23 protein-coding genes are annotated in these 25,336 nt (G+C 67.4%); 11 read left to right on the top strand and 12 right to left on the bottom strand.

Translation table 11 applies throughout. The features are described from left to right. Positions 1-31: 31 nt before the first annotated feature. The 4 genes from BUE42_RS30020 to BUE42_RS30005 all read right to left on the bottom strand — a co-directional run bounded on the left by BUE42_RS30020 (position 32) and on the right by BUE42_RS30005 (position 4,746). A complete protein-coding gene (locus tag BUE42_RS30020) occupies positions 32-1,579 on the bottom strand; it encodes a methyl-accepting chemotaxis protein (protein ID WP_073468994.1) in 1,548 nt (515 codons plus the stop codon). A 64-nt stretch (positions 1,580-1,643) separates the two neighbouring features. Next, on the bottom strand, positions 1,644-3,788 hold the full coding sequence (locus tag BUE42_RS30015; RefSeq protein ID WP_073468990.1) for a chemotaxis protein CheA: 2,145 nt from the start codon (positions 3,786-3,788) through the stop codon (positions 1,644-1,646). 67 nt (positions 3,789-3,855) lie between these two features. Beyond that, positions 3,856-4,218, bottom strand: coding sequence for a response regulator (locus tag BUE42_RS30010; RefSeq protein WP_047511098.1), 363 nt, complete (start codon positions 4,216-4,218; stop codon positions 3,856-3,858). Between the two features lie 60 nt (positions 4,219-4,278). Then, positions 4,279-4,746: a hypothetical protein gene (locus tag BUE42_RS30005; RefSeq protein WP_073468972.1), complete on the bottom strand. Its 468-nt coding sequence runs from the start codon at positions 4,744-4,746 to the stop codon at positions 4,279-4,281. Between the two features lie 202 nt (positions 4,747-4,948). On the opposite strand from BUE42_RS30005, the gene BUE42_RS30000 reads away from it, so the two are divergent. Next, positions 4,949-6,103, top strand: coding sequence for a hybrid sensor histidine kinase/response regulator (locus BUE42_RS30000; protein ID WP_073468955.1), 1,155 nt, complete (start codon positions 4,949-4,951; stop codon positions 6,101-6,103). After that, entirely contained in the window at positions 6,103-6,744 is a 642-nt protein-coding gene (locus BUE42_RS29995; RefSeq protein ID WP_073468953.1) for a response regulator, read from the top strand. The genes BUE42_RS30000 and BUE42_RS29995 overlap by 1 nt, the downstream gene beginning before the upstream one ends. 454 nt (positions 6,745-7,198) lie before the next feature. Here BUE42_RS29995 and BUE42_RS29990 read toward each other — a convergent pair whose 3' ends face one another. The 8 genes from BUE42_RS29990 to BUE42_RS29955 form a co-directional block, all read right to left on the bottom strand. Further along, the gene (locus BUE42_RS29990) at positions 7,199-7,837 is read right to left on the bottom strand and encodes a protein phosphatase CheZ (RefSeq protein WP_073468951.1); all 639 of its coding nucleotides are present in this window, start codon (positions 7,835-7,837) and stop codon (positions 7,199-7,201) included. Positions 7,838-7,866: 29 nt separating this feature from the next. Next, the gene (gene cheY, locus BUE42_RS29985) at positions 7,867-8,259 is read right to left on the bottom strand and encodes a chemotaxis response regulator CheY (RefSeq protein ID WP_073468949.1); all 393 of its coding nucleotides are present in this window, start codon (positions 8,257-8,259) and stop codon (positions 7,867-7,869) included. A 66-nt stretch (positions 8,260-8,325) separates the two neighbouring features. Continuing rightward, a complete protein-coding gene (motB, locus tag BUE42_RS29980; protein ID WP_073468947.1) occupies positions 8,326-9,276 on the bottom strand; it encodes a flagellar motor protein MotB in 951 nt (316 codons plus the stop codon). Between the two features lie 13 nt (positions 9,277-9,289). Further along, positions 9,290-10,150 (bottom strand): flagellar motor stator protein MotA, encoded by an 861-nt coding sequence (gene motA / locus BUE42_RS29975; RefSeq protein WP_073468945.1) that lies wholly within the window; start codon positions 10,148-10,150, stop codon positions 9,290-9,292. Between the two features lie 739 nt (positions 10,151-10,889). Next, a complete protein-coding gene (gene flhC / locus BUE42_RS29970) occupies positions 10,890-11,429 on the bottom strand; it encodes a flagellar transcriptional regulator FlhC (RefSeq protein ID WP_073468944.1) in 540 nt (179 codons plus the stop codon). A 50-nt stretch (positions 11,430-11,479) separates the two neighbouring features. Continuing rightward, a complete protein-coding gene (gene flhD, locus BUE42_RS29965; protein ID WP_073468943.1) occupies positions 11,480-11,803 on the bottom strand; it encodes a flagellar transcriptional regulator FlhD in 324 nt (107 codons plus the stop codon). Positions 11,804-12,048: 245 nt separating this feature from the next. Further along, positions 12,049-13,551 carry a class I SAM-dependent methyltransferase gene (locus BUE42_RS29960; protein ID WP_073468942.1) on the bottom strand — a complete coding sequence of 501 codons (1,503 nt, stop codon included), beginning with the start codon at positions 13,549-13,551 and terminating at the stop codon, positions 12,049-12,051. Continuing rightward, positions 13,548-15,533 carry an O-linked N-acetylglucosamine transferase, SPINDLY family protein gene (locus BUE42_RS29955; protein ID WP_159445521.1) on the bottom strand — a complete coding sequence of 662 codons (1,986 nt, stop codon included), beginning with the start codon at positions 15,531-15,533 and terminating at the stop codon, positions 13,548-13,550. Before BUE42_RS29955 ends, BUE42_RS29960 begins: the two co-directional genes overlap by 4 nt. Positions 15,534-15,965: 432 nt before the next feature. Here BUE42_RS29955 and BUE42_RS29950 point away from each other — a divergent pair, with 432 nt between their 5' ends. The 9 genes from BUE42_RS29950 to BUE42_RS29910 all read left to right on the top strand — a co-directional run bounded on the left by BUE42_RS29950 (position 15,966) and on the right by BUE42_RS29910 (position 25,162). Further along, positions 15,966-16,811, top strand: coding sequence for a flagellin domain-containing protein (locus BUE42_RS29950; RefSeq protein ID WP_073468940.1), 846 nt, complete (start codon positions 15,966-15,968; stop codon positions 16,809-16,811). Between the two features lie 333 nt (positions 16,812-17,144). Next, the gene (locus tag BUE42_RS29945; RefSeq protein WP_073468939.1) at positions 17,145-17,990 is read left to right on the top strand and encodes a flagellin N-terminal helical domain-containing protein; all 846 of its coding nucleotides are present in this window, start codon (positions 17,145-17,147) and stop codon (positions 17,988-17,990) included. Between the two features lie 183 nt (positions 17,991-18,173). Further along, on the top strand, positions 18,174-19,589 hold the full coding sequence (gene fliD / locus BUE42_RS29940) for a flagellar filament capping protein FliD (RefSeq protein ID WP_073468938.1): 1,416 nt from the start codon (positions 18,174-18,176) through the stop codon (positions 19,587-19,589). 313 nt (positions 19,590-19,902) lie between these two features. Next, entirely contained in the window at positions 19,903-20,319 is a 417-nt protein-coding gene (gene fliS / locus BUE42_RS29935) for a flagellar export chaperone FliS (protein WP_073468937.1), read from the top strand. 65 nt (positions 20,320-20,384) lie between these two features. Next, positions 20,385-20,684 (top strand): flagellar protein FliT, encoded by a 300-nt coding sequence (locus BUE42_RS29930; protein WP_056804615.1) that lies wholly within the window; start codon positions 20,385-20,387, stop codon positions 20,682-20,684. A gap of 46 nt (positions 20,685-20,730) precedes the next feature. Beyond that, positions 20,731-21,480, top strand: a complete 750-nt coding sequence (locus BUE42_RS29925; protein WP_073469009.1) for a flagellar brake protein — start codon at positions 20,731-20,733, stop codon at positions 21,478-21,480. Between the two features lie 43 nt (positions 21,481-21,523). Further along, positions 21,524-22,399, top strand: coding sequence for an alpha/beta fold hydrolase (locus BUE42_RS29920; RefSeq protein ID WP_235002708.1), 876 nt, complete (start codon positions 21,524-21,526; stop codon positions 22,397-22,399). Between the two features lie 28 nt (positions 22,400-22,427). Next, positions 22,428-23,159: an alanyl-tRNA editing protein gene (locus BUE42_RS29915; RefSeq protein WP_073469005.1), complete on the top strand. Its 732-nt coding sequence runs from the start codon at positions 22,428-22,430 to the stop codon at positions 23,157-23,159. Further along, positions 23,156-25,162, top strand: coding sequence for a hybrid sensor histidine kinase/response regulator (locus tag BUE42_RS29910; RefSeq protein ID WP_083614764.1), 2,007 nt, complete (start codon positions 23,156-23,158; stop codon positions 25,160-25,162). The genes BUE42_RS29915 and BUE42_RS29910 overlap by 4 nt, the downstream gene beginning before the upstream one ends. Positions 25,163-25,336 lie beyond the last annotated feature (174 nt).

The following is a 25,336-nucleotide window of genomic DNA, read 5'->3' as shown; positions in this document are numbered from 1 at the left end:
GCGCTGGCGCGCGTTCTTCAGGTGCGTCGCGTCAGGCCGTCAGGCGGAACACCGACACCACGCCCGACAGCCGCAGCGCCTGCTCCTTCAGCGACTCGGCGGCGGCGGCCGATTCCTCGACCAGCGCGGCGTTCTGCTGCGTCATCTGGTCGAGCTGGGTCACCGCGGTGTTGACCTGGCCGATGCCGTCGCTCTGCTCCGACGCCGCCGAGGTGATCTCGCCGATGATGTCGCTGACGCGTTGCACCGAGCCGACGATCTCGGTCATCGACCGGCCGGCGTCCGCCACCAGGCGTGAGCCGGAATCCACCTTGTCGACCGACGCGTCGATCAGGCTCTTGATCTCCTTGGCGGCCTGCGCGCTGCGCTGGGCCAGGCTGCGCACTTCGCTGGCGACGACCGCGAAGCCTCGGCCCTGTTCGCCGGCGCGTGCCGCTTCCACCGCGGCGTTCAGCGCCAGGATGTTGGTCTGGAACGCGATGCCGTCGATCACGCCGATGATGTCGGCGATCTTCTTCGAGCTGGCGTGGATGTCGTTCATCGTCGAGACGACCTGCGACACCACCTCGCCGCCCTTGCCGGCGGCGCCTTGCGCCGACGAGGCCAGCTGGTTGGCGGTGCGTGCCGAATCGGCGGTCTGCTTGACGGTGCCGGTCAGGTGGCCCATCGACGATGCGGTCTGCTGCAGGTTCGACGCGGTCTGCTCGGTGCGCTGGCTCAGGTCCTGGTTGCCGGTGGCGACTTCGCCGCTCGCGACCTGGATGCTGTCGGCCGATTGCCGCACCTGCGTGACCATGTCGTGCAGGCTGGCGTTCATCTTGCCGAGCGAGCGCATCAGGCCGGCGATCTCGTCGCTGCCCTCGGCCGTGACCCGGCGCGACAGGTCGCCGCCGGCCACCGCGTCGGCGAGTGCCGCCGCCTGGGCCACCGGCACGGTGATCGAGCGCGTCAGCAGCCAGGCGAACACGGCGCCCAGCACCAGCGCCAGGCTGCCGGTCACGCCGATCAGCAGGCGGCCGCGCAGCGCGTCGGCATCGATCTGCTTCGCCATGTCGTCGATCGACTTCTTCTGGTAGTCGACATAGGCCTGCATCACCGCCACGTAGACCGGCGCGACGACCTGGAAACCGGTGTCGTAGATGCGCGTGGCTTCTTCGGTGTTGCCGGCGCGCTTGGCCGCCATCATCCCGTCGCGTGCCACCAGGTAGGTCTTGCGCGTTTCGCCGATGCGGTCGAGCAGCACCTGCTCGGCGGGCGTGGTCGGGAAGGCCTTCAGCGCCGCGACGATCTCGTTGCCGCGCACCGTCGAGGCCTTGGCCTCGTCGGAGAACAGCGCTTCGAGCGTGGCATCCGGGCTCTTGGCGATCGCCTTGCCGCGGGTCACGCCGATCGACACGTTGCGGGCCCATTCGGCGGCCAGGCGTTCCTTGGCGAGCGGCTCGGCCATCATCTGCTGGGTGGCCTGGGCGATGGTGCTCAGGCGCCAGACGCCGACGATCATGATCAGGCACAGGAGCGCCAGGGTGACGGCAAAGCCGCCGCCCAGGCGGACCCCGACGCGGACGTCATTCAACTTCATGGCCGTGCTCCGGTTGTTCTGGAAAATGGCCCGCTTGCGCGGGCCGCTGTCTCTGTGGAGGAATTCAGTGGCGCGAGCGGCGCACCAGGCTGCCCACGTCCAGGATCAACGCGACCCGGCCGTCACCCATGATGGTGGCGCCCGACACGTCGTTGACCTTGCGGTAGTTGGCCTCGAGGTTCTTCACGACGACCTGCTGCTGCCCGAGCAGCTCGTCGACCAGCAGCGCGACGCGGCCGCCTTCGGCCTCGACCACCACCATGATCCCGCTGACGTGCTCGAAGTCGAAGCGCGGCACGTTGAAGACGCGCTCCATCTCCAGCACCGGCATGTACTCGTCGCGCACCTCGACCACGCGGCCCGAGCCGCCGATCGTCTTGACCATGTCGGGCTGCACCTGGAACGATTCGATCACCGACGACAGCGGGAGGATGTAGACCTCTTCGCCGACGCCCACCGACATGCCGTCCATGATGGCCAGCGTCAGCGGCAGGCGCACCGAGACGCGCATGCCGTAGCCTTCGGCCGAATCGATCTCGACGGTGCCGCCGAGCGAGGTGATGTTCTTCTTGACCACGTCCATGCCGACGCCGCGGCCGGACACGTCCGTCACCACGTCGGCGGTCGAGAAGCCGGGCGCGAAGATCAGGCCCCACACCTCTTGGTCGGTCATCGAGTCGGGTGCCGGGATGCCGCGCTCGCGGGCCTTCTTCAGCAGCTTCTCGCGCGACAGGCCGCGGCCGTCGTCGCGCACTTCGATGACGATCGAGCCGCCCTGGTGGGATGCGCTCAGCGTGATGGTGCCGGTCTCGGGCTTGCCCTTGGCGACGCGTTCGGCCGGGGTCTCGATGCCGTGGTCGCAGCTGTTGCGCACCAGGTGGGTCAGCGGGTCGGTGATCTTCTCGACCAGGCCCTTGTCCAGTTCAGTGGCTTCGCCGAGCGTCACGAAGTCGACCTTCTTGCCGAGCTTGGCGGCCAGGTCGCGCAGCATGCGCGGGAAGCGGCTGAACACCATCGACATCGGGATCATGCGGATCGACATCACCGATTCCTGCAGATCGCGGGTGTTGCGATCCAGGTCGGCGAGGCCGGCGGCGAGTTGCTGGTACAGCGCCGGGTCCAGGCCCTGGCTGTTCTGGGCCAGCATGGCCTGGGTGATCACGAGTTCGCCGACCAGGTTGATCAGCTGGTCGACCTTCTCGACCGACACGCGCAGCGTCGAGGCCTCGACCGCGGCGGCCGGGGCCTTCTCGGCCTTGGGCGCAGGCTTCGCGGCGGGCTTGGCGGACTCGGCCGGGGTGCCGGCGTCAGCGGCCGGCGCGGCATCGGCGGCCGGCGCCGCGCTGGCGTTCGGTGCACCGGGGGCGTCGTCGAAGAAGCCGTAGCCGAGCTCGGCCTCGCTCGGCGCCACGGCGGCCGGGGCGCCCGGGGCGCCGTCGTGGAAGCCGTAGCCCGGGCCGAGCGGCAGCAGCGAGACCTGCTCGCGTGCCACGTGGAAGGTGAACAGGTCCAGCAGGTCGCTGTCGCTGCTGGTGGTGCAGACCTTGAAACGGCGCATGCCGTCGGCCGACATGCCGTTGTCCAGCGGCTCGATGGTGCCGAGGTCGGTGATTTCCTTGAACAGCTCGACCAGGTTGTCGGCGTCCGCGAGGTTCTTCAGCGGGCCGACGCGCAGCTCGAGCACGCGGGCATGGCCGGCCGCCGACGGCGCGGGCATCGCCGACGACGACGCGGCCTTGGGCTTGTCGGCCGGGGCGGCAGGGGCGGTCACGGCGGCCGGGGGCGCCTCGCCGGCCACCATCGCGCGGATGTTGAACAGCAGTTCGGTCGTGTCGAGCTCGGCGCCGCCGTTGCCCTGGTGGCGTGCCAGCTGGGCGCGCAGCGCGTCGCCCGATTGCAGCAGCACGTCGACCATCGGCGCGGTCGGGACCAGTTCGTGGCGGCGCAGCTTGTCCAGCAGCGTCTCCATCTGGTGCGTCAGCTCGGCGACATCGGAGAAGCCGAAGGTCGCGGCGCCGCCCTTGATCGAGTGGGCGCAACGGAAGATCGCGTTGAGCTCCTCGTCGTCGGCCGACTCGATGTCGAGGTCGAGCAGCAGCTTCTCCATGCGGTCGAGGTTCTCCCCCGCCTCTTCGAAGAAGACTTGATAGAACTGGCTCAGGTCAATGCCGGCGCTCAGCTGAGAGCCTTCGGAGGTCATCTCGCCCATGGCGTGCTCCTGGATGGATGTCGTTATGTTGTCGGTGGCGAAGAAGGCGGGCGTGGGCGCGGGGCGCTCAGCGCACGACCTTCTTGATGACTTCGATCAGCTTGGCCGGATCGAACGGCTTGACCAGCCAGCCGGTGGCGCCGGCGCTGCGGCCGGCCTGCTTCATCTGGTCGCTCGACTCGGTGGTCAGGATCAGGATCGGCGTGCTCTTGAACTTCGGGTTGTCGCGCAGCTTCTTCGTCAGGCTGATGCCGTCCATGCGGGGCATGTTCTGGTCGGTCAGCACGAGGTCGAAGTCGCGACCGCTCGTCTTCTCGTAGGCGTCCTGGCCGTCCACGGCCTCGACGACGTTGTAGCCGGCGCTCTTCAGCGTGAAGGACACCATCTGGCGCATGGAGGCGGAATCGTCGACCGCGAGGATGGAATGCATGGGTTTCTCCGGATTTCTCGAAAACTGTTTCGGTAGGTGGACTGAAGTCTTGAGGGCGGCCTAGAACAACTCGATGGAACCGACGTCCATTTCGGCCTGGGTCACCGGGTTGGGTCGCAACGGGGCTTCCTCGACCACGGTCTCACCGTCTTCGTCATCCGCGAAGGCCTCGCGGGCCAGCCGGTCGACGCAATTGCGCAACCGGCGGTTGGTGTGGTGGATCAGCTGGGACGCCATGTCCTGGAACTGCAGCGCGGTGACCGCGCCGCCCAGGTCCTGCATGACACCGCTGAACACCTGGTCGCTTTCGTCGCCCGAGTGGGGACGCTCGCGCAGCGTGCGGATCTGCTCCGAGGCGCCGTAGAAGCGTTGCATCAGCGTGTCGCACGCGTCGGCCAGCAGGGTCTGAAGGCGTTCCAAATCGTTGGTGGCCGACATCAGGTGGTCCTGCAGGTCGGCGGCGGCCAGCAGTGCCATGCCCGCGGGGGCGGGTGGCATGCCGGCATCGTTGGCGTCGTTCATCTGCATCCGAATCTCCGCTCGAAGGTGAGGGATGGGGGGCGCTGCGCAGGGGAGCTCCAGCGCAGGGCGTGATATCTGTCAGGCATTTTCGGCAGGGGGCGGGAAAGCATTAGCTCAATCACCGGTGAAAAGTGCCGCCAATTCGAATGGCTCCCGCGAACGTGCGAAGTTGGCACCTGCGAACCCGTTGCTTGGCATACTGCGGGCCATGTCACCGCCTCTTGCCGAGCAGCGCCTGCGCCTCCTGCACCTGGAGGATTCGGAGCTCGACCATCACCTGACGCTGGCCCACCTGCGCCGCGGCGGGCTCGATGTCGATGCGATCCGCGTCGATTCCGAGGTCGAGTTCCTGCAGGCGCTGGAGCCTTCGCAGGAGTGGGACATCATCGTGTCCGACTACAACCTGCCGGGCTTTTCGGGCCTGGTGGCGCTCGACCTGCTGAAGGCGAGCGGGCGCAGCATCCCGTTCATCCTGGTGTCCGGCGAGATCGGCGAAGACACCGCGGTCGAGGCGATGCGCAACGGCGCCAGCGACTACCTGCTGAAGAACAACCTGGCGCGGCTGGTGCCGGCGCTTCTGCATTCGGTCGAGGCGCACGAGCTGCTGCTGGCGCGCCAGCGCGCCGACCGCGAGCTGGGCGAGCAGAAGCAGCGCGTGCACGAGCTGGCGCAGCATCTGCAGACCAGCGTCGAGTCGGAGCGGGCGGCGATCGCGCGCGAGATCCACGACGACGTCGGCGGCTCGTTGACGGCGCTCAAGTTCGACCTGGCCTGGATTGCGCGGCATTCCGATTCGCCGGAGGTGCTGGCGCGGGTCAATTCGGCGCTCGAGACGGTGAGTCACGCGATCGAGGCGAGCCAGCGGGTGATGCACAACCTGCGGCCGGCGATCCTGGAGCAGGGCCTGGTGGCGGCGCTGCAGTGGATGGCGAGCCGTTTCGAGAAGCGCACCGGCGTGGCCTGCGAATTCCGCAGTCGCTACGACCACCTGACGCTGCCGGCCGGCGTGCCGCTGGTGGCGTACCGCACGGCGCAGGAGGCGCTGACCAACGTGACCAAGCATGCGCACGCGAGCCATGTGCAGATCGACCTGACGCTGGCGGGCGGGGTGCTGTCGCTGGAGATCAGCGACAACGGCCGCGGCCTGAACCAGGACGACCTGGCGAAGGTGCGCTCGTTCGGCATCCGCGGGCTGCACGAGCGGGCCGGCACGGTGGGTGGCTGGGTGGACCTGAGCAGCGGCCCGGCGGGGACGACGCTGATCCTGTCGGTGCCGCTGGAGATGATGACGGAGGACCTGGACTTCGAGCTCGCCGAGGAACCGTCGGCGCCATATGACCCGACGGTGTGGGGGAACATCTGATGATCAAAGTGATTCTGTGCGACGACCATGCGTTGATCCGGCGCGGCATCCGCGACACCTTGTCGGACGCCCCGGACATCGAGGTGATCGGCGAGGCTGGTGATTACACCGAGCTGCGTTCGTTGTTGCGCACGACGGGGGGCTGCGACGTGCTGGTGCTCGACATCAACCTGCCGGGCCGCAGCGGCCTGGACGTGCTGCACGTGCTGAAGGACGAAGGCTCGACGATGCGGGTGCTGGTGGTGTCGATGTACCCCGAAGACCAGTACGCGATCCGGGCGCTGAGGGCCGGGGCGTTCGGGTATGTGAACAAGGGCGGCGACCCGGCGACGATCGTGGCGGCGGTGCGCACGGTGGGGCAGGGGCGCAAGTATGTGACGCCCGAGATCGCGCAGATGCTGGTCGAGAGCCTGACGACGCCGTCCACGGAGGCGGCGCACGAGAAGTTGTCGGACCGTGAATTGCAGACGCTGGTGATGATTGCGTCGGGCAAGCGCTTGTCCGACATTGCCGTGGAGCTGATGCTCAGTCCGAAGACGGTGAGCGTCTATCGGGCGCGGGTGCTGGAGAAGCTCGGGCTTTCCAACAACTCGGAGATGACGGTCTATGCGATCCGCAACGGGCTGGTCGGCAGCGAGTGAGGCTTCTGTTCACTGCGTGAGGCTGCTGCCGGGTCTCGCCCCGGCGGGCGAGTCACTTTCATTTGCCTTGCCAAATGAAAGTAACCAAAGCAAAGGCGCCTGGAAAACCATACGGTTCGTTCTGGCCCGCTACGGACAACACGGCCACGCCGCTGCACCTCGTGCCTTGATTGGGATTGTTGCCTTGCTGTCTCCAGGCGCCTCGCTTCGCATCGTCGCCAATGCGGGCGCTGCGTCACCTTGCGATGCGCAGCGAGCTGGGTGGAGAAGAAAGCTCAGCAATCCCAATCAGGGTGGATTGGCAGCGGCGTGGCCGTGTTGTCCGAGGTGTGCAGAACGAACCGTATGGTGTTCGGGTTGAGGCGCCTTTGCTTTGGTTACTTTCATTTGGCAAGGCAAATGAAAGTGACTCGCCTGCCGGGGCGAGACCCGGCGCGGCCTCACGCAGTGAAACTCAGAACCCGAGGCTGGCCAGGAGGTCGTCGACCTCCCCTTGATTGGCGACCACGTCAGTGCGGCCTTCCGGATTGACCACCGGCCCATTCAGGATGGAGGACTCCACCTTCTGCACCTGCTCCGGTGGCGCCGCCTGCACCAGCAGCTTGACCAGGCTGTCTTCCAGGTCGGACGCCAGCGCGACCACCTTGGCCACCACCTGGCCCGTCAGGTCATGGAAATCCTGCGCCATCATGATGTCGGTCAGGTGCTTGTCGATGCGCGCGGTCGCGGCTTCGACGTCACTGACGAAATTCATCACCGAGCCCGAGGCCACGGCCTTCACCGGGTCGGCCACGATGGCCGCCGCGATGCGGCGCGTGTCGCCTGCGATCGTCGCGTGCTCCAGCTTGGCCTGGTCGACCGAGTTCAGCACCTTGTTCGCCGCATCGCCGGTCTTTTCGGCGATGTAGTTCAGGCGGCTGCGTGCATCCGGCAGGTTGTCGGCCGCGGTCCGCAGCTTGGGCATCACGCCCAGTTGCATCAGCGTGTCATGCAGCTGGCGCGTGATCACGCCAAGTTGCTGGAAGACCTCGGGCGATGCTGCGGGGGTCGGGTGGGCCGGGGGGGCCAGGGTGGCCATCGTGTCCATCTTCATGATGCGTCCTTCGGTTGGGGCGTGCAGGCTCAGGCCGCAGTGGCCAGCTTCTGCATGATCTTCTGGACTTTTTCTTCCAGCGTGGCCTTCGTGAAGGGCTTGACGATGTAGCCGGCCGCGCCGTCCTGCGCTGCCCGCACGATGTCTTCCTTGCGCGCCTCGGCCGTCACCATCAGCACCGGCAGGTGCTTCAGGCTCGCGTCGGCCTTCACCGCCGACAGCAGCTCGAAGCCGTTCATGTTCGGCATGTTGATGTCGCTGACGACGAAGTCGAACTTCGTGTTCTTCAGCATGTTCAGCGCCACCGCGCCATCCTCGGCCTCTTCGGCGTTGTTGTAGCCGATTTCCTTCAGCAGACCGCGCACGATGCGGCGCATGGTCGAGAAGTCGTCGACGATCAGGAATTTCAAATCGGTGCTCATGAGAGTCCTCGCTGCGCTGGGGGCGGTGGGTACGGGATGGAGCCTGGAAACGGCTGCTTGCGGCTGTTATCGGGCACTGGCGGTGGAAGTTGAGGGCGGCGTTGCGGCCCCCTCGGCAGCCGGGGCTTCAGGCTCCGGCGCCAACGGCGTGTTCTGGAAGAAGCGGTCCTCCGCCTCGCGGTTCATCACGATGATGCTGATGCGCCGGTTCGACGGGCTCAACGGGTCGCTGCGGTCGAACAGCGCGCTCGACGCGAGGCCCTGCACCCGCAGCATCCGGTCCTCGGGCAAGCCGCCCGTCAGCAGCTCGCGGCGCGATGCATTGGCGCGGTCCGACGACAACTCCCAGTTGCTGTAGCCGCGCTCGCCGCCGCCGAACGGCGCGGCGTCGGTGTGGCCCTCCAGCGTCAGCCGGTTCGGCACCTCGGCCAGCACGCTGCCGATCTCGTGCAGCAGTTCGCGCATGTAGGGTTTAACGAGGGCGCTGCCGCTGTCGAACATCGGCCGGTTCTGGTCGTCGACGATCTGGATGCGCAGGCCGTCGGGCGTCATGTCGAGCCGGATCTGCGACTTCAGCGCGGCCAGCTTCGGGTTGCCGGCCAGCACGTCTTCCACATGCTGCTTCAGTGCCTGCAGGCGCTGGGCCTCGGCCTGGCGCTGCTCGGCCTTGACCGCAGCCAGGTTGATGGTGCTGCGCGATGCGGTGTCGCCGCGCTTGACCTGGCCGCCGCTGCGGGTGAGGTCGGTGCCGCCACCCTTGATCACGTGCGACGAATCGCCCGAGCCGCTGCCGCCGCTCAGCAACGCCACCTTCAGCGGCGCCTGGAAGTAGTCGGCAATGCCCTTCTTGTCGCCCTCGGTGGTCGAGCCGAGCAGCCACATCAGCAGGAAGAACGCCATCATCGCCGTCACGAAGTCGGCATACGCGATCTTCCACGCACCGCCATGGGCGCCGTGGCCGCCCTTCTTGATGCGCTTGATGATGATCGGCTGCAGCTTCTTCGAGTCGCCGGCCATTACAGAGCGTCCTTCACTTCTTGCCCTTCACGTGGCCTTCGAGCTCGGCGAAGGTCGGGCGGTCGGCGGAATACAGCACCTTGCGGCCGAACTCCACCGCCACCTGCGGCGCATAGCCTTGCATGCTCGCGAGCAGCGTGGTCTTGATGCACTGCAGCTCCTTGCCGTTCTCGTCGTTCTTCTGTTCCATCAACCCGGCCAGCGGCTCGGCGACCGCATAGGCCAGCAGGATGCCGAGGAAGGTGCCGACCAGGGCCGAGCCGATCATGCCGCCGAGGATCGCGGGCGGCTGGCCCACCGAACCCATCGTGTTGACCACGCCCAGCACCGCGGCGACGATGCCGAAGGCCGGCAGCGCGCCGGCCAGCCGGGCGATCGCCGCGGCGGGCGCATGCGCCTCGTGGTGGTGGGTGTCGATCTCGCTGTCCATCAGGCTCTCGATCTCGTGGGCGTTCAGGTTGCCCGAGACCATCATGCGCAGGTAGTCGGTGATGAACTCGACCACGTGGTGGTCGTTGCCCACGGTCGCGTATTTCTTGAAGAGGGCGGATTCGTGCGGGCGCTCGACGTCGTTCTCGATCGACATCAGGCCTTCCTTGCGCGCCTTCTGCAGGATGTCGTAGAGCAGCGCGAGCAGCTCCATGTAGCGGGCCTTCGAATACTTCGAGCCCTTCAGCAGCGTCGGCAGGGCCGCCAGCGTGGCCTTCAGCACCTTCGGCTGGTTGTTCACGACGAAGGCGCCGAGCGCGCCGCCCAGGATCGCCATCAGCTCGGTCGGCAGCGCGTGGATGATCACGCCCATGTTCCCGCCGTGCAGGACATAGGCGCCGAAGATGCATCCGAGGGCAACCGCGTAACCGATGAGGACGAACATGTTCCAGGCTGTTCCGTGTTTTGGGGGGTGCACCTGTCGGCGCGGTCTCGGACCGTTATCGGCCCTCATCCCAGTCACTTGAGTGTGGCGGGGGGGCGGGTTCGGCAATCGCTCGAACAGGGCTGGGAAAATTCCTTCTCTTGCTGCACGAAGCGTCTTTTCACTGCGTGAGGCTGCTGCCGGGTCTCGCCCCGGCGGGCGAGTCACTTTCATTTGCCTTGCCAAATGAAAGTAACCAAAGCAAAGGCGCTTGAATGCAACACCATACGGTTCGTTCTGACCCGCTGCGGACAACACGGCCACGCCGTTGAGGATCCAACCTTGATTGGGATTGTTGGCCTGTAGCTCGGGCGCCGATGCGAAGCGAGGCGCGTGGGGTCGGGAGGGCAACAATCCCAATCAAGGGACGAGGTGCAGCCGAAGCGGCAGTGTTGTCCGCAGCGTGCAGAACGAACCGTATGGTTTTCCAGGCGCCTTTGCTTTGGTTACTTTCATTTGGCAAGGCAAATGAAAGTGACTCGCCCGCCGGGGCGAGACCCGGCTGCAGCCTCACGCAGTGAACAGAAGCCCTCGCGCAGCGAAAAAAGAAAACGGGCCCCGAAGGACCCGTTGAAAGCACTTTTCAGCGCCAGGAGGAGATCAAGAAAACAAAAGTCGCTAACTCACACTACCCAGGGAAAAACAGAAATCGTTGAGAGGTTATCGACCGACTTGCGCTCGACTTGAGCGCACAAGCCGCTCAGTGCATCTGGATGCCACCGGTCGCCTTGCCCTTGCCGGCACGCGCCGGCGGGTTGCACAGGCCGCACACGTAATGCTTCGAAATCTCGTGCGGGTGGCTGACGAAATGGCCGCCGCACTTCGAGCACTTGGTCATCGTCAACATGCCGTTGTCGACGAACTTGACCAGGCGCCACGCACGGGTCACCGAGAGCAGCGCTTCCAGGCCCTGGGCCTGGGTCTGCTCGGAGTACAGCTGGTAAGCCTTGATGACGACGTCGATCTCGTCCATCACGGCCACCTTGTTCAGGTATTCGTGGATGTTCAGGAACAGAGAGGCATGAATGTTCGGCTGCCAGGTCATGAACCAGTCGGTGGAGAAGGGCAGCTGGCCCTTGCTCGGCGACTTGCCGGAGACTTCCTTGTACAGGCGCAGCAGGCGCTCGTAGGACAGGTCGGTTTCAGACTCCAGCACCTGCAGGCGGGCACCCAGGTTGATCAGCGTGACAGCGCGATCGATCTGCTTGGCTTCGGTCAGGATGCTCTTGGTGCGGGTCATGTCTCTCTCCGGAATCTTGTGGTGTGTGTCGGCTGCGGCGGTCGCGAAACTCAGGCGGCTTCGTGGTGGCGGCCGGCCATCAGGATGCTGGCGTGCAGGCGGCTCGTCGTGTCGTTCGAAGCCGTCTTGCCATGGTTGGTCAGCAGGCCCCAGACCAGGTCGTCGTCCATGCGGAAGCGGCACAGCAGCGTGTTGCTCGCAGCCACCTTCATCATCTGCGCCGGCGTCAGCAGGCCGATCAGCGATGCGCTTTCGTCGCTGATGCCAAGGCGGTACAGGGCTTGCTCGCGGTCGCTGCGGATCAGGCTCTGCGCCAGCATCAGGTACGACAGGTTGGCTTCACGGATTTCGGTCAGGATTTGGTCGGCGTTCATGTCTCGTTCCTCTGTGTGTGTTGCGGTTTGCTTGCTACTTGTCTCAACGTGGAACGGATTGTGAAGAAGCGATCTGGACCCAAACATCAGGTCAGTTCTGTGGCTTGAGTCCAGCTTCTTCCATGCACCTTGTCAGGCAAATTCCTACACGCCTGCCAGGGAAGCTGACGCCGGAACGCAAGTGCTTGTCGCAGAACGAAAAAAAGACCGCCTGGGCGGTCTCTCGTGGACGGGGGAGGGGTCGTTCAGGCCGAAATGGCTGCCAGATCCGCCGCATAGCTGTCGGACAGGTCGTCCGGCAGCGCGAAATCGGCCCGCATCACCCGGGCGGTGGTGCGTTCGCGCAGCGAGGTCTCCACCTTGGCCAGCACGACGCGCATGAAGGCGGCGCGCTCCTTCGGGCATTCGCGCAGCGCGTCGTCGAGGTAGTGGAACTGCGCCAGCTGGAAGCGGTGCTCGAACCAGCCGAGGTACCAGAACCAGTCGGTGTAGTAGAGCCACGATTTCTCGTTCAGCGCGCGCAGGTGGGTCGGGTCCTGCCAGGCGGTCGCCGCGTGCTCGTACGGCACCTCGATGATGAACTGGCCACCGGTCTTCAGCAGCGCCAGGCAGTTGCCCATCAGCGTCGGCAGGTCGGGCACGTGCTCGAGCACGTTGTTCGCGAAGATCGTGTCGACGCTGCCGGCGTCCAGCAGCATCTCGCCGCCATACGACGAGCTCGCGCGGTGCGGCCAGGGCACCGGCTGGCCGAGGTCGAGCACCAGGTCGGGCTGGGCGCGATCGAGGATGTCGATGTTCAGCCAGCCCGGCTTGTAGTCCTTGCCCGAGCCGAGGTTGATGCGAGCCGGCTGCCACGGCGTCTGCGGCCGGCGCTCCTGGTGCACGCGGGCGTAGCCGGCGGCGAAGGCCAGGATGTCGGCATAGGCCTCGATCGGGTCGCTGGCCTCGAAGCGCTGCAGCTGCGCGCGCGCCTGCTCGAAGAACGCCGGCGTGCCGAAGTGCTGGCCGAACACCTGCTCCAGGCTGGCTTCGTCGAACCAGCTGACGCAGTCCTCGAAGGCCTCGTGCGGGCGGGTCTGCGGCCGGCGCTCGGACAGCACCGGCGTGCCCAGGGACAGGCAGTGCGACACGCGCGCCTGCTCGAAGCGGCTGGTCGGGTAGAAGTGCAGGTTCACGACCGCCTTGGCCTGCAGGATCACCTCGTCGCGCTCGGGGCCGTACAGCGGGTGGTCGAACTTCGCGACGCGCCGGCCGCTCGCCTCGATGCGCTGGAGCATCTCGAGCCGGCGCGGGTTCATGCTGCCGATGAACAGCAGGTCGATCGGGCGCTGTTCCAGCGGCACGGCCTGCGCCGGCTTCAGGTAGGGCGCGAACAGCAGCGGGAACACCGGCACGTCGTCGGCATGGCTCGTGTAGGCCGCGATGTTGTCGGCGTCGTATTCGATGACCGCCGAACCGGCGAGCAGCTTCAGGTAGTCGTCGCCGACCGCTGCGCCGTCGCGGCCCAGCTGCTCGAGGTTCACGAACACGCAGGTGTAGCGTTCGCGCGCCGAGGCATCGAAGCCGAGGTGGGCGCCGAACACGAAGTTCACCGCGTCATGGCGCAGCCGGTTCTTCGCGAGGCTCACCTCCGCGCCCATGCGGCGGAACTGGTGGCGGAAGTAGCGCGCCTGGTCGAGGAAGCCGAGCGAATGCACGTAGCCCGCGGGCTGGACGATGCACAGGTGGATGGCGGGCAGGGCATTCATGCGCGGGCTCCTTGCGGATTCTCGGCAGCGAGGACGATGTGGTCGGGCGGCAGCCCCTGCGACCAGCGCTCGGCCGTTGCCCACAGCAGGCGGCCGAAATCGCGGGTCCAGGTCTCGCTGTCGAACAGCGGCGCGGTGTCGCGCGCGGCCACCAGGTGCTGGTGCAAGGCCTGGCGCGCCGGGGCGTCGCCGGCCAGCTCGAAGATGCGGGCCTCGTAGTCGGCCACCGTCGGGCAGGCCAGTTGCGGCAGGCCGACGGCATCGAGCAGGCTGGCGGCCACGCGCGATGCGAAGGTCTCGCCGGCATAGGTGACGACCGGCACGCCGGCCCACAGCGCGTCGCTGGCAGTGGTGTGGCCGTTGCAAGGCCAGGTGTCGATGAAGAGATCGGCGAGCGCGAGGCGGCTCAGGTGCTCGCGCAGGCCGATCTTCGGCGCGAACACCAGGCGCTGCGGGTCGATGCCGCGCGCGGCGGCCTCGGCGCGCAGTTGCGCCGGCGAGTGGTCGTTCCATTGCAGCAGCCACAGCACGGCACCGGGCAGGCGGTGCAGCAGGCGGCACCAGACGTCGAACACCTCGGGCGACAGCTTGAACGGCTGGTTGAAGCCGCACAGCACCAGCGCCTCTTCCGGCAGGCCGGCCTGCGCGCGGCTGTACGGGCCGGGCAGCGGGCGCTGGCGGTCGTTCGGCTGGTAGCAGCCGGGCATCAGCGCGAGCTTCTCGCTGAAGTGCCCGGCGTGCGCGAGCGGCGAGACGATCGCATCGCCGACGAAGTAGTCGATGCCGTCGGCCGGCGTCGCGCCGGTCGTGCCGGGGAAGCCGAGGAAACTGAGCTGCACCGGCGCGGCGCGGTGGGCGAAGATCGCGAGCCGCCCGTCGCGCGTGTGCCCCTTCAGGTCGACCAGCACATCGACCTCGTCGTGCCGCACCTGCTGCGCGACCTCGAGGTCGCTGCGCCGGGCCACGTCGACGAAGCGGTCGGCGGCGGCGCGCAGGCGCGCACGCATCGGGCTGCCGTCGTCCGGGCCGTGCGAGTACAGGCTGATGTCGAAGCGGCTGCGGTCGAGTTTCTCGAACACCTCGGCCATCAGGATGGCGGTGGCGTGCTGGTGGAAATCGGCCGAGACGAAGCCGACGCGCAGCCGTGCGGGCAGCGGGCGCGGGGCCACGGGGGCGAAGGCCTCGACGCGGCGCGTCTGGAAGCGCCAGCACGAGCGCGCGACGCGGCGCTGGGTGACCGGGTCGTCGGTGACCGTGACCTGCGCGAAGACCGATGCCCAGCTGGCCGCGTCATCGGGCAGCGCAGCGGCCAGGCGCTGCAGCGCGGCCACGTCGGCCTGCGCGTTCTGCCAGCGGCACAGCTCGCGCTCGACGAAGGCGAGCAGCCCTTGCGCGGCCAGGTCGCCGCCGCCCAGGCCGAGGATCAGTGCGGTGCGAAAGCATTCGGTCGCTTCCTGCTTCATGCCCAGCGCGTTGAACGCCAGGCCGAGCCGGTAGTGCGACAGCGCGTGATCGACATTGCGCGACAGCGCCTCGAACAGCGCGGCGATTGCGGCCTGGTGCTGCCCGGCATTGAACAGGGCTTCGCCGAGGTTCTGGTAGTACTCGGCGCTGCGCGGCGTCTGCTCGGGCTGCTGCTGCAGGCAGTTCGCGGCTTCCTGGTAGCGGTGCTGCGCGCTCAGGCAGTCGGCCGCGATCATGCGGGCCAGCGCATCGTCGGGCTTCAGCGCGAGCGCCGACTGCGCGCTCTGCAGCGCCTTGTCGTGCGCGCCGTTCTTCATCTGCGCGCGGGCGAGGTTGAGCAGGTAGACGGTGTCGCGCGGGCTGCGCTCGCTGGCGCGGTGGAAGGCGTGCTCGGCCTTCGCCCAATCGCCCGCCTTCGCGTGGACCAGGCCCTCTTCCCAGTCGCGCTGCGCGGTCCGCGCGAACGGCGGGACGAGGGCAGGGCGGGTCTTGGCGGGCTTGTGGGTTTTGGTCTGCATCGTGATGGCGCGCGTCGGCACGCCCCATGAAAGGGTGCCTGAAATTCTAGGAAGTACCCCGTCGGCGAAGGCCCGGAGATGCACCGCAGATGCCCGCCAGTTCGCTGCTTGACACACCCTGAAACGTATTGGTGACCCCTCAAGTTTTCGCCGCGAATGCAGATAGAAGGCGGGCTCCCACCCCTTTGTTCGGGGGATCCCGCAGAAATTTTGGAAGCACGGACTCAAGTCCCGAAAGTGGCGGTCCGATAAAGCCTCCAACGGCGACGCAACAACGGCGCCGGGGTCCGGCAGACCAGCCGGGCGCAGCAAGCGGCTCATCTCGGTGAGCCGCCGTTTAGGCAGAAGAGGATCGAAGGTAGATACGCATCTGCCGAGGCAATGCCGGCGCTCATGCCGGGTCTCAGTTCAACCGTTATTGGAGTATTTCAAATGAGCATGTCAGTCAACACCAACGTCACGTCGCTGAACGCACAACGCAATCTGTCGACCACTCAAAACGCCCTGGCCACCTCGATGCAGCGCCTGTCTTCCGGCCTGCGCGTCAACAGCGCCAAGGACGACGCTGCCGGCCTGGCGATCTCGGAGCGCATGGGCGCCCAGGTCCGCGGCATGAACGTCGCGATCCGCAATGCCAACGACGGCATCTCGCTGGCGCAGACCGCTGAAGGCGCGCTGGGCAAGGTCGGCGATTCGCTGCAACGCATGCGTGAACTCGCCGTGCAAGCCCGTAACGGCACCAACGGCTCCAGCGACAAGGATTCGCTGGACAAGGAATTCCAGCAGCTGTCGTCGGAAATCAAGCGCGTCCTGGGCGGCACGACCTTCAACGGCATCGCGATCATCGGTGCCAGCGCCGGCGCGAAGGACTTCCAGATCGGTGCCAACACCACGACCAACGACGTCATCACCGTGACGACGACCGACATGACGGGTGATGCCAGCATCACCGCCGTGACGGCCGGCACCGTCGTCATCGACAGCACGACCGACTCGGCCGCGCTGAAGACCGTGATCGACAACATCGACGGCGCGATCGACAAGGTCAACAGCGAGCGCGCCATGTACGGTGCGGCGCAGAACCGCTTCGACTCGGTGATCTCGAACCTGCAGACCTCGGTCGAGAACCAGTCGGCTGCCAAGAGCCGCATCACCGACGCCGACTTCGCGTCTGAAACGTCGAACCTGTCGCGTGCCCAGATCCTGCAGCAGGCCGGCACGGCGATGGTGGCGCAAGCCAACCAGCTGCCGCAGCAAGTGCTGTCGCTGCTGAAGTAAGCCGCCAGGCTCGCTTCTTCAAGGCCCCGCCCGGGAAACCGGGCGGGGCCTTCTCGTTTGGCGGATGGTTTGGCGGATGAAAAGGCGGGTCGAACCGGCTCATTTCCCGGTTTAACCCCACTCCAGTTCTCGGAACAATCACTTCCACAGGTTCCTCGCCCGGGATCTGCGGTCCGGATCCACTGAAGGATGCTGACGGGGCGGTGTGCAACAGCACACCTTTCATGTCGGTGGCCAACGGTGATTCGCGCCGGGTCTGACGCAGGGCATTACCCCCCTGCGGCAAGCGCCGGCGCATTTCGCCGGGAGTCATTGATTCTTGAGGAGTGCTTCATGCCACAAACCATCAACACGAACATCGTTTCGCTGAACGCGCAACGAAACCTGAATTCTTCCCAGTCCGCGCTGGCCGTCTCGATGCAGCGCCTGTCGTCCGGTTTGCGGGTCAACTCCGCGAAGGACGACGCCGCGGGCCTCGCGATCGCCGAACGCATGAACGCGCAAGTGCGCGGCATGAATGTCGCGATCCGCAATGCCAACGACGGCATCTCGCTGGCGCAGACCGCTGAAGGCGCGCTGGCCAAGGTGGGCGATGCGCTGCAACGGATGCGCGAACTGTCGGTGCAGGCCCGCAACTCGACCAACAGCGGCAGCGACAAGGATTCGCTGAACAAGGAATTCCAGCAGCTGTCGGCCGAAATCGGCCGCGTGCTCGCCGGGACCACGTTCAACGGCCAGCCGATTCTCGCGTCGACCGGCGTCCAGACCTTCCAGGTCGGCGCCAACACGACGGTCAACGACACGATCGACATCAACACCGTCGACATGACCGTCGATGCCTCGATCACCGCGGTGACCGCCGCGACGACCGTGATCGACAGCACGACCGATTCGACCGCGCTGGCGACCGTGATCGACAGCATCGACCAGGCGCTGAACCTGGTGAACGACACGCGTGCCACCTACGGTGCGAGCCAGTCACGCTTCGATTCGGTGATCTCGAACCTGCAAACCAACGTCGAGAACCAATCCGCTGCACGCAGCCGGATCATGGATGCCGACTTCGCCGCGGAAACCGCCGCGATGAGCCGGGCGCAGATCCTGCAACAGGCCGGCAACGCGATGGTGGCGCAAGCCAACCAGCTGCCGCAGCAGGTGCTGCAGCTGCTGAAGGGTTGATGACCCGCCTGTCAGGTCCGGTTGAAAAAAAGCGAAAAAAGTCGCACCCCGAGCCTCAAGTTGCCGACTGTGACTCCGATACACGCGATATCGGATTCCCCTTTGGGGGAGCCCTTCCTCTTTTAGGACTGTGGCAGCGAGGCCTCCTTCGCTTGCCGTCCACTTTTCCGAAAGGTCACGGTCATGGCATCAGTTACATCAGCGGGGATAGGCAGCGGCCTCGACGTCGAATCGATCATCACGAAATTGATGGCGGTCGAAAAGCTGCCGGTCGCGCAATTGCAGACCGAAGCGACGAAGGTCCAGACCAAGATCTCCGCGTACGGATCGATCCAATCCGCGGTGTCGAGCTTCCGCGACGCCGCGCAGGCGCTGACCCGGTCCGCGACCTGGGGCGCGACGACGGCCACCTCGGCCGACACCGCCTCGATCACCGTCTCCAGCGGTTCCAGCGCCGCGGCCGGCAACTATGCCGTCAGCGTGTCGAAGCTGGCCGCCGCGCAGTCGGTGGCGAGCACCAGCTTTGCCTCCAGCAGCACCGTCGTCGGTGAAGGCGGGCTGACGATCGACGTCGGCAGCTGGGACGTGACCGAGCCGGGCTTCAAGGCCCGCGCGACCATCAATTCGATGAACATCGCGATCAGCGCGACCGACACGCTGGCCGACGTGCGCGACAAGATCAATGCCGCCGCCGGCGGCGTGTCGGCTTCCATCGTCACCGATTCGAGCGGCGCGCGCCTGGTGCTGTCGTCGTCCTCCACCGGCGTCGACAACGGCTTCCGGGTGACCGCCAGCGGAAGCGGCCCGTCGGCGTTCGCGTACGACGCGACCGACGGCAGTGCCGCGATGACGCGCACGCAGACCGCCTCCGACGCGAAGGCCAAGATCAACGGCCTCGACATCACGTCGGCGAGCAACACGCTGAACGACGTGGTGCAGGGCCTGACGATGAACCTGCAGAAGGTCACCACCGGTGACGTGCAGGTCAGCGTCGCGCAGGACAACACCTCGATCAAGAGTGCGCTGACGAACTTCACGGCCGCCTACAACGGGCTGGCCTCGCTGCTGAAGACGCAGACCAAGTACGACGACGCGACCAAGACGGCCGGCACGCTGCAGGGCGACAGCACCGCGGTGTCGCTGCAGCGCCAGCTGCGCTCGATGCTGACCGGGACCGGCTCGGCCTCGAGCGCGTTCCCGACGCTGTCCTCGATCGGGCTGGAGATCCAGACCGACGGCACGCTGAAGATCAGCGACACCAAGCTGACCAGCGCCCTGGGCAACCTGAGCGAGATGAAGAAGGCGTTCGCCAACAGCGACACCGTCGACTCGGCCAACGACGGCTTCGCGCAGAAGCTGCGCGCGCTGGGCGACCAGGTGCTGGGCACCGACGGCTCGCTGGCCGCCCGCACCACCGGGTTGAACAGCTCGCTGAAGGACAACCAGGAACGGCAGGACAACATCACCGACCGGATGACGGCCACCGAGAAGCGCCTGCGTGCCCAGTACACCGCGCTCGACACGAAGATGGCGGGGCTGAACACGCTCAGCACGTACATCACGCAGCAGATCGCGAACTGGAACAAGTCCACGGGGTGAGGTCGCTTCCCGGGCAGACGCACCCGCTCGCCCTGAGCTTGTCGAAGGGTCGGGCTGAGCCTGTCGAAGCCCAGCTCGCTTCGGCCGCAACCCTTCGACACGGGCCCTCGACAGGCTCGGTCCCTGCTCAGGTCCTTCGACGAGCTCAGGATGATCGGGCCCTTCGACAGGCTCAGGGCGAACGGGGAGGGCCTGCAACTTCTCCTCACACTTGAGGTTGAAATGGACCCTGTTTCACCCCCCTTGTGCAGCCTAAAGGCGGCGCGGGGCGGGCCGATAAACAGTGCATCCAGTCACGCACAAGGCCAACAACATGTTCGGATCCGACTACTCAGCATCGCCCTTCGGCGGCCGCAATGCCTACCAGGCCGTGCAGGTCGGCACCGGGGTCGATGGCGCTTCGCCGCACCAGCTGATCGCGATGCTGTTCGACGGGTTGATCGATTGCATCGCCCAGGCGCGTGGCGCCATCCGCGCCGGGAAGATCGAAGAGAAGGGCCGCGCCATCAGCCGCGCGGTGCGCATCGTCGACGAAGGCCTGAAGGCCGGCCTGAACCTGAAGGAAGGTGGCGCGCTCGCCGCCCAACTGAACGACCTGTACGCCTACATGGCCCTGCGCCTGACGCAGGCCAACCTGCGCAGCGACGAGGCAGCCCTCGACGAATGCGTCCAGCTGATCGAGCCCCTGCGCAGCGCCTGGGCCCAGATCGACATCAAGACTGCCGCCTGACCACCGGACCGCACACCATGAAGCACTTGCAGATCGACCGGTCGCACGACATCGGAGACCACCCCATGAACAAGGCCCTGCTGAACTACTACGAAGCCATCGAGCGCGCCAGCCAGGACATGCTCGAAGCCGCCCGCGTCGGCAACTGGGACCACGTGGTCAAGCTCGAAGGCGCCTGCGCCGTGCTGATCTCGCAGCTCAAGCACGCCGCCTCGCAGCGCCCGCTGGATTCCGAGGAAGCCCAGTTGAAATCGCGCATCATGCAGCGCATCCTCGTCAATGACGCCGAGATCCGCCACCTGGCCGAACCCTGGCTCGAAGACCTGGACGCGATCCTGGCGGGCAAGCCGAAGACCGTTCACTGACCCCCTGATCCACCGACCCGCCGAGCCGGAGCCGAACTTGGACACGATGCCGATGCCGCTCGATGCGCTGGCCGCCACCCATGGCGGGCTGGACGATTTCCGCATCTCCGCCGTGCCGGAGGTGCTGGCGATGCTCAAGCGGCTGCAGGACGGCAACGTGATCGTCCACCTGAACGGCAGCGACGGCGCGACCTACACCACCACGCTGTGGTCGTTCGATCCGGTGCGCGGCGTGATCGGCTTCAGTGCCGAAGCCGAGAGCAACCAGGTGCAGTCGCTGGTCGAGTCGGCCGATGCCGTCGCGGTCGCCTACCTGGACAGCATCAAGCTGCAGTTCGACGCGGTCGGGCTGGTGGTGGTGCACAACGGCCGCAACGCCGTGCTCAATTGCGCGATGCCGCGCGAACTGTTCCGTTTCCAGCGCCGCAGCGGGTTCCGCGTGCGGCCGCTGCTGCGCAGCACCCCGATGGCGCGTGTGCGCCACCCGGCCATCCACGAGATGCCGCTCGCGCTGCGCGTGCTCGACGTGAGCATCGGGGGCTGCGCGCTGTTCCTGCCCGACGACGTGCCGCCGCTGCCGGCCGGCGTGGTGCTGAACGGCGTGCAGATGGACCTCGATGTCGACACGCGGATCCACGTTGCGCTGCGCCTGCAGCACGTGACCTCGATCAACCCCGATTCGCGCGGCGTGCGCCTCGGCTGCGAGATCGTCAACCCCGCCAGCGACGTCACGCGCGCGCTGCAGCGCTACATCGACCAGACGCAAAAACGGCAGCGCTTGCTGGCCGGAGGCTAGCCTTCCTTCGCGCGCGGCCGGGCGTGGCAAGATCGCCCCCTGGTTGAACAACGAAGGCCAGCGCGTGCGCATCCAGATCGAGCCCGGTGTGAGGCTGTTCGTCGACGTCGAAGGCCCCGGCCTCGTTCCCGACGGCAACGGTGTGCGTGAAAAATCCAGCCTCGTGCTGCTGCACGGCGGCCCGGGTTTCGACCACGTGGCCTTCAAGCCCGTCTTCTCCCGCCTGGCCGACCTCGCCCAGATCGTCTACTACGACCACCGTGGCCACGGCATGAGCGACCGCCGCCCGCCGTCGGAGTGGACGCTCGACACCTGGGCCGACGACCTGGTGCGGCTGTGCGACGCGCTCGGCATCGTCAAGCCGATCGTGCTCGGCCAGTCGTTCGGCGGCTTCGTCGCGCAGCGCTACATCGCACGCCATCCGGCGCATGCGTCCAAGGTGATCCTGTCCAGCACCGCCGGCAGCATGGCGATGCCGCGCAAGCTCGCGATGTTCGAACAGCTCGGCGGCGCCGAGGCGCGCGCGGTGGCCGAGCGCTTCTGGGCCGACCCGAACGACGAGAACAATGCCGTCTACCAGCGGGTGTGCAAGCCGCTGTACAACCCGAGCCTGGTCGGCCGCGTCGAGAGCGCGCCGTGGCGCTTCACCGCGCCCGAGATCCTGCAGGCCTTCATCCGCGGCGAGCAGCGGCAGATGAACCTGCTGCCCGGGCTGGCTGCCGCGCAATGCCCGGTGCTGGTGCTGGCCGGCGAACTCGACCCGGTGTGCCCGCTCGAAGACGCGCAGGACATCGCCGCGGCGCTGCCGGAACGCTGGCGGCATTTCCATTCTTTCCCCGGCATCGGCCACGGGGCCTGGCGCGAGAAGCCGAACGAGGCCTTCGACGTGCTGCGCCGCTTCATCACCGACCCGGTTTGATGCCACGCCAACGGCCAGGATGCCCGCGATGACCACCGAAGAACTGTTCCGCGAAGACGCCGCGCTCGACGACTGCGAGGCGCGCATCACCACTCTCGACGAGACCGGCGTGCAGCTCGACCGCACCGTGTTCTATCCGCTCGGCGGCGGGCAGGCCGGCGACCGCGGCGAGCTGCGGCTGGCCGACGGCGGCGTGCTGCAGATCGCCGACACCCGCAAGGGCGCGGCGCCCGGTGAGATCGTCCACGTGCCGGCACCGGGGCAGGAGGCACTGCTCGCGACGCTCGCGGTGGGCCAGCCGGTCACCGCCCGCATCGACCGCGCGCGCCGCGAGCGCCACATGCGCTTCCACACCGCCACGCACCTGCTGTGCGCGCTGGTGCCGCACCCGGTCGACGGCTGCTCGATCACCGCCGAATCGGCCCGGCTCGATTTCCACATGACCGATCCGCTCGACAAGGCGGCGCTGACCGCCGGCCTCGCCCGCCTGGTGGCCGGCGCGCACCCGGTGCGCCACCGCTGGATCAGCGAGGCCGAGCTGGACGCCAACCCCGGCCTGGTGCGCAGCATGAGCGTGCAGCCGCCGCGCGGCCTGGGCCGGGTGCGGGTGCTGGAGATCGAAGGCGTCGACCTGCAGCCCTGCGGCGGCACGCACGTCGCGAACACGGCCGACATCGGCGCGGTGGTCGTCACGAAGATCGAGAAGAAGTCCGCGCAGACGCGGCGCGTGGTCTTGGGGTTCGCGGCACCGTCGGCATGAGCGGGAACGGCGACGTCGGCCACGACCAGCGCGACCTGCACTGGTCGACGACGCGCTGGGGCGAGCTGCCACCTTCGCTGCCGATGCTCGATCCGGTGCTGATGGGCGTGCTGCTGGAGCACATCAACACCCGCGTCGCGGTGATCGGCCGCGACGGGCGCTACCTGTACGCCAACCTCGAGGCGCTGCGCTTCATGGGCCTGCCGCCCGAGCGGGTGATCGGTCGCCACATGTCCGAGGTGCTCGACGACGGCGTGTACCGCAGCTTCGTGCCGATCTTCGAGCGGCTGTTCGCCGGCGAATCGCTGCACCTGCAGGGCTGGGTCAACTACCAGCTGCAGGGCCGCCGCTACCGCGAGCAGGTGCTGGTGCCGTACACGCCGGGCGGCGGGCCGGTGCAGGCGGTGGTGGTGTGCGGGCTCGACCACACCGACCTGCGGCTGGGCGAAGAAGAACTCGCGCTGCGCCAGGAGCAGCTGCGCGCCAGCGAGGCGCTGAAGTCGGCGATCGTCGACCATGCGCTGGCCGCGCTGATCTCCACCGACGCCGACGGCCGCATCGTCGAGTTCAACCCGTCGGCCGAGACCATCTTCGGGCGCCGGCGCGCCGACGTCGTCGGGCGGCCGGTCAGCGAGGTGATCGTGCCCGAGCGTCACCGCGCGGCCCACGAGGCGGGGCTGCGCCGCATGCAGGCCGGCGGCCCGGCGCGGGTGCTCGGCCAGCGCATGGAGCTGCATGCGCTGCGCGCCGACGGCAGCGAGTTCCCGATCGAGATGGTGCTGTGGCGCAGCGATGTCGGCGGCACGGCCTTCTACACCGCGTCGATCGCCGACGTGTCCGAGCGCCACGATGCGGCGCGCCAGATCGAACGCCAGCGCGAGGCGCTGCGCCAGGGCGAGCGCCTGACCGCGATGGGCAGCCTGCTGGCCGGCGTGGCGCACGAGCTGAACAACCCGCTCGCGATCGTGATGGGCCGCGCGACGCTGCTCGAGGAGAAGTGCGAGGACCGGCCCGACCTGCAGCACGACGTGCGGCGCATCCGCGAGGCGGCCGAGCGCTGCGGGCGCATCGTGCGCACCTTCCTGAACATGGCGCGCAGCCGGCCGTCGCAGCGCGGTGCGGTGGCGCTGAACGACCTGGTGCGCGCCTCGGCCGACCTGCTGGGCTACACCTATCGCAGCCACAACGTCGCGTTGCAGCTCGACCTGGCGCCGCAGCTGCCGAGCGTGATGGGCGACGGCGACCAGATCTCGCAGATCGTGCTGAACCTGATGGTCAATGCGCAGCAGGCGCTGACGCTGACGGTCGGCGAGCGCCGCGTGCACGTCGCCACCGGCGTCGAGCAGCGCCGCACCGACCGCGAGCCGCGCGTGTGGCTGCGCGTCGTCGACACCGGTCCGGGCGTCGCGCCCGAGGTGCGCGCGCGGCTGTTCGAGACTTTCTTCACCACCAAGCCGGAAGGGCTGGGCACCGGGCTGGGTCTGTCGGTGTCGCGCTCGGTCGCGCGCGAGCATGGCGGCGAGCTGGTGCTCGAGGCGACGACGCAGGGCGCGTCGTTCCGGCTGAGCCTGCCGCTGAGCGGCGAGGCGGAGCCGGTGCCGGACGAGCCGGCGCCGCCGCCGGCCGAGGTGCCGGCGCTGGCGCAGGTGCTGGTGGTCGACGACGAGCCCGAGCTGGCCGAGCTGCTGCGCGACATGCTGGAGCGCGCCGGCTATGCGGTCGCGACGGCGCTGTCGGGCGCGGTCGCGCTGGAGCTGCTTGAGGCGGCGCGCTTCGATGCGGTGGTGTCCGACCTGCGCATGCCCGACATGGACGGCGCGGCGCTGTGGCGGGCCGCGTCGGCGCGCCAGCCGGAGCTGGCACAGCGCTTCCTGTTCGTCACCGGCGACACGCTGTCGCCGGATGCGAGCGAGTTCTTGAAGGCGACGCGCTGCGCCGGGCTGGACAAGCCGTTCTCGAAGCCCGACCTGCTGGCGAAGATGGCCGAGATGCTGAAGCCGTAGGGGTCGACTTCGACGTTGGCGCGGAAGGCGCGCGCGGGGAGGCTGTGGCGCGCCGTCGGGTGCGGTCATCGCCCCTGGCGGGGCAATGACTGCCCTGCGCTGGCTGGTTTCATGGCCCGTCGCCGAAACTCCCGTCACTCACTTCGTTCGTTGTGGTCAAACAGTCGGCGACAG

The organism is Rhizobacter sp. OV335 (genome assembly GCF_900142965.1).
GTDB lineage: Bacteria > Pseudomonadota > Gammaproteobacteria > Burkholderiales > Burkholderiaceae_C > Rhizobacter.
This window is presented reverse-complemented; position numbering and strand designations above follow the sequence as displayed.

Excerpts from the sequence above, each read along its gene's own strand:
- BUE42_RS30015 (WP_073468990.1), bottom strand. The coding sequence starts at position 3,788 with ATGGGCGAGATGACCTCCGAAGGCTCTCAGCTGAGCGCCGGCATTGAC.
- fliS (WP_073468937.1), top strand. The coding sequence starts at position 19,903 with ATGTTCGGATCCGACTACTCAGCATCGCCCTTCGGCGGCCGCAATGCC.
- flhC (WP_073468944.1), bottom strand. The coding sequence starts at position 11,429 with ATGACCCGCACCAAGAGCATCCTGACCGAAGCCAAGCAGATCGATCGC.
- BUE42_RS29925 (WP_073469009.1), top strand. The coding sequence starts at position 20,731 with ATGCCGATGCCGCTCGATGCGCTGGCCGCCACCCATGGCGGGCTGGAC.
- BUE42_RS29945 (WP_073468939.1), top strand. The coding sequence starts at position 17,145 with ATGCCACAAACCATCAACACGAACATCGTTTCGCTGAACGCGCAACGA.
- BUE42_RS29930 (WP_056804615.1), top strand. The coding sequence starts at position 20,385 with ATGAACAAGGCCCTGCTGAACTACTACGAAGCCATCGAGCGCGCCAGC.
- motB (WP_073468947.1), bottom strand. The coding sequence starts at position 9,276 with ATGGCCGGCGACTCGAAGAAGCTGCAGCCGATCATCATCAAGCGCATC.
- BUE42_RS30005 (WP_073468972.1), bottom strand. The coding sequence starts at position 4,746 with ATGCAGATGAACGACGCCAACGATGCCGGCATGCCACCCGCCCCCGCG.
- BUE42_RS29910 (WP_083614764.1), top strand. The coding sequence starts at position 23,156 with ATGAGCGGGAACGGCGACGTCGGCCACGACCAGCGCGACCTGCACTGG.
- flhD (WP_073468943.1), bottom strand. The coding sequence starts at position 11,803 with ATGAACGCCGACCAAATCCTGACCGAAATCCGTGAAGCCAACCTGTCG.
- BUE42_RS29990 (WP_073468951.1), bottom strand. The coding sequence starts at position 7,837 with ATGAAGATGGACACGATGGCCACCCTGGCCCCCCCGGCCCACCCGACC.
- BUE42_RS29995 (WP_073468953.1), top strand. The coding sequence starts at position 6,103 with ATGATCAAAGTGATTCTGTGCGACGACCATGCGTTGATCCGGCGCGGC.
- motA (WP_073468945.1), bottom strand. The coding sequence starts at position 10,150 with ATGTTCGTCCTCATCGGTTACGCGGTTGCCCTCGGATGCATCTTCGGC.
- BUE42_RS29960 (WP_073468942.1), bottom strand. The coding sequence starts at position 13,551 with ATGAATGCCCTGCCCGCCATCCACCTGTGCATCGTCCAGCCCGCGGGC.
- BUE42_RS29955 (WP_159445521.1), bottom strand. The coding sequence starts at position 15,533 with ATGCAGACCAAAACCCACAAGCCCGCCAAGACCCGCCCTGCCCTCGTC.
- fliD (WP_073468938.1), top strand. The coding sequence starts at position 18,174 with ATGGCATCAGTTACATCAGCGGGGATAGGCAGCGGCCTCGACGTCGAA.
- cheY (WP_073468949.1), bottom strand. The coding sequence starts at position 8,259 with ATGAGCACCGATTTGAAATTCCTGATCGTCGACGACTTCTCGACCATG.
- BUE42_RS30000 (WP_073468955.1), top strand. The coding sequence starts at position 4,949 with ATGTCACCGCCTCTTGCCGAGCAGCGCCTGCGCCTCCTGCACCTGGAG.
- BUE42_RS30010 (WP_047511098.1), bottom strand. The coding sequence starts at position 4,218 with ATGCATTCCATCCTCGCGGTCGACGATTCCGCCTCCATGCGCCAGATG.
- BUE42_RS29950 (WP_073468940.1), top strand. The coding sequence starts at position 15,966 with ATGAGCATGTCAGTCAACACCAACGTCACGTCGCTGAACGCACAACGC.
- BUE42_RS29915 (WP_073469005.1), top strand. The coding sequence starts at position 22,428 with ATGACCACCGAAGAACTGTTCCGCGAAGACGCCGCGCTCGACGACTGC.
- BUE42_RS30020 (WP_073468994.1), bottom strand. The coding sequence starts at position 1,579 with ATGAAGTTGAATGACGTCCGCGTCGGGGTCCGCCTGGGCGGCGGCTTT.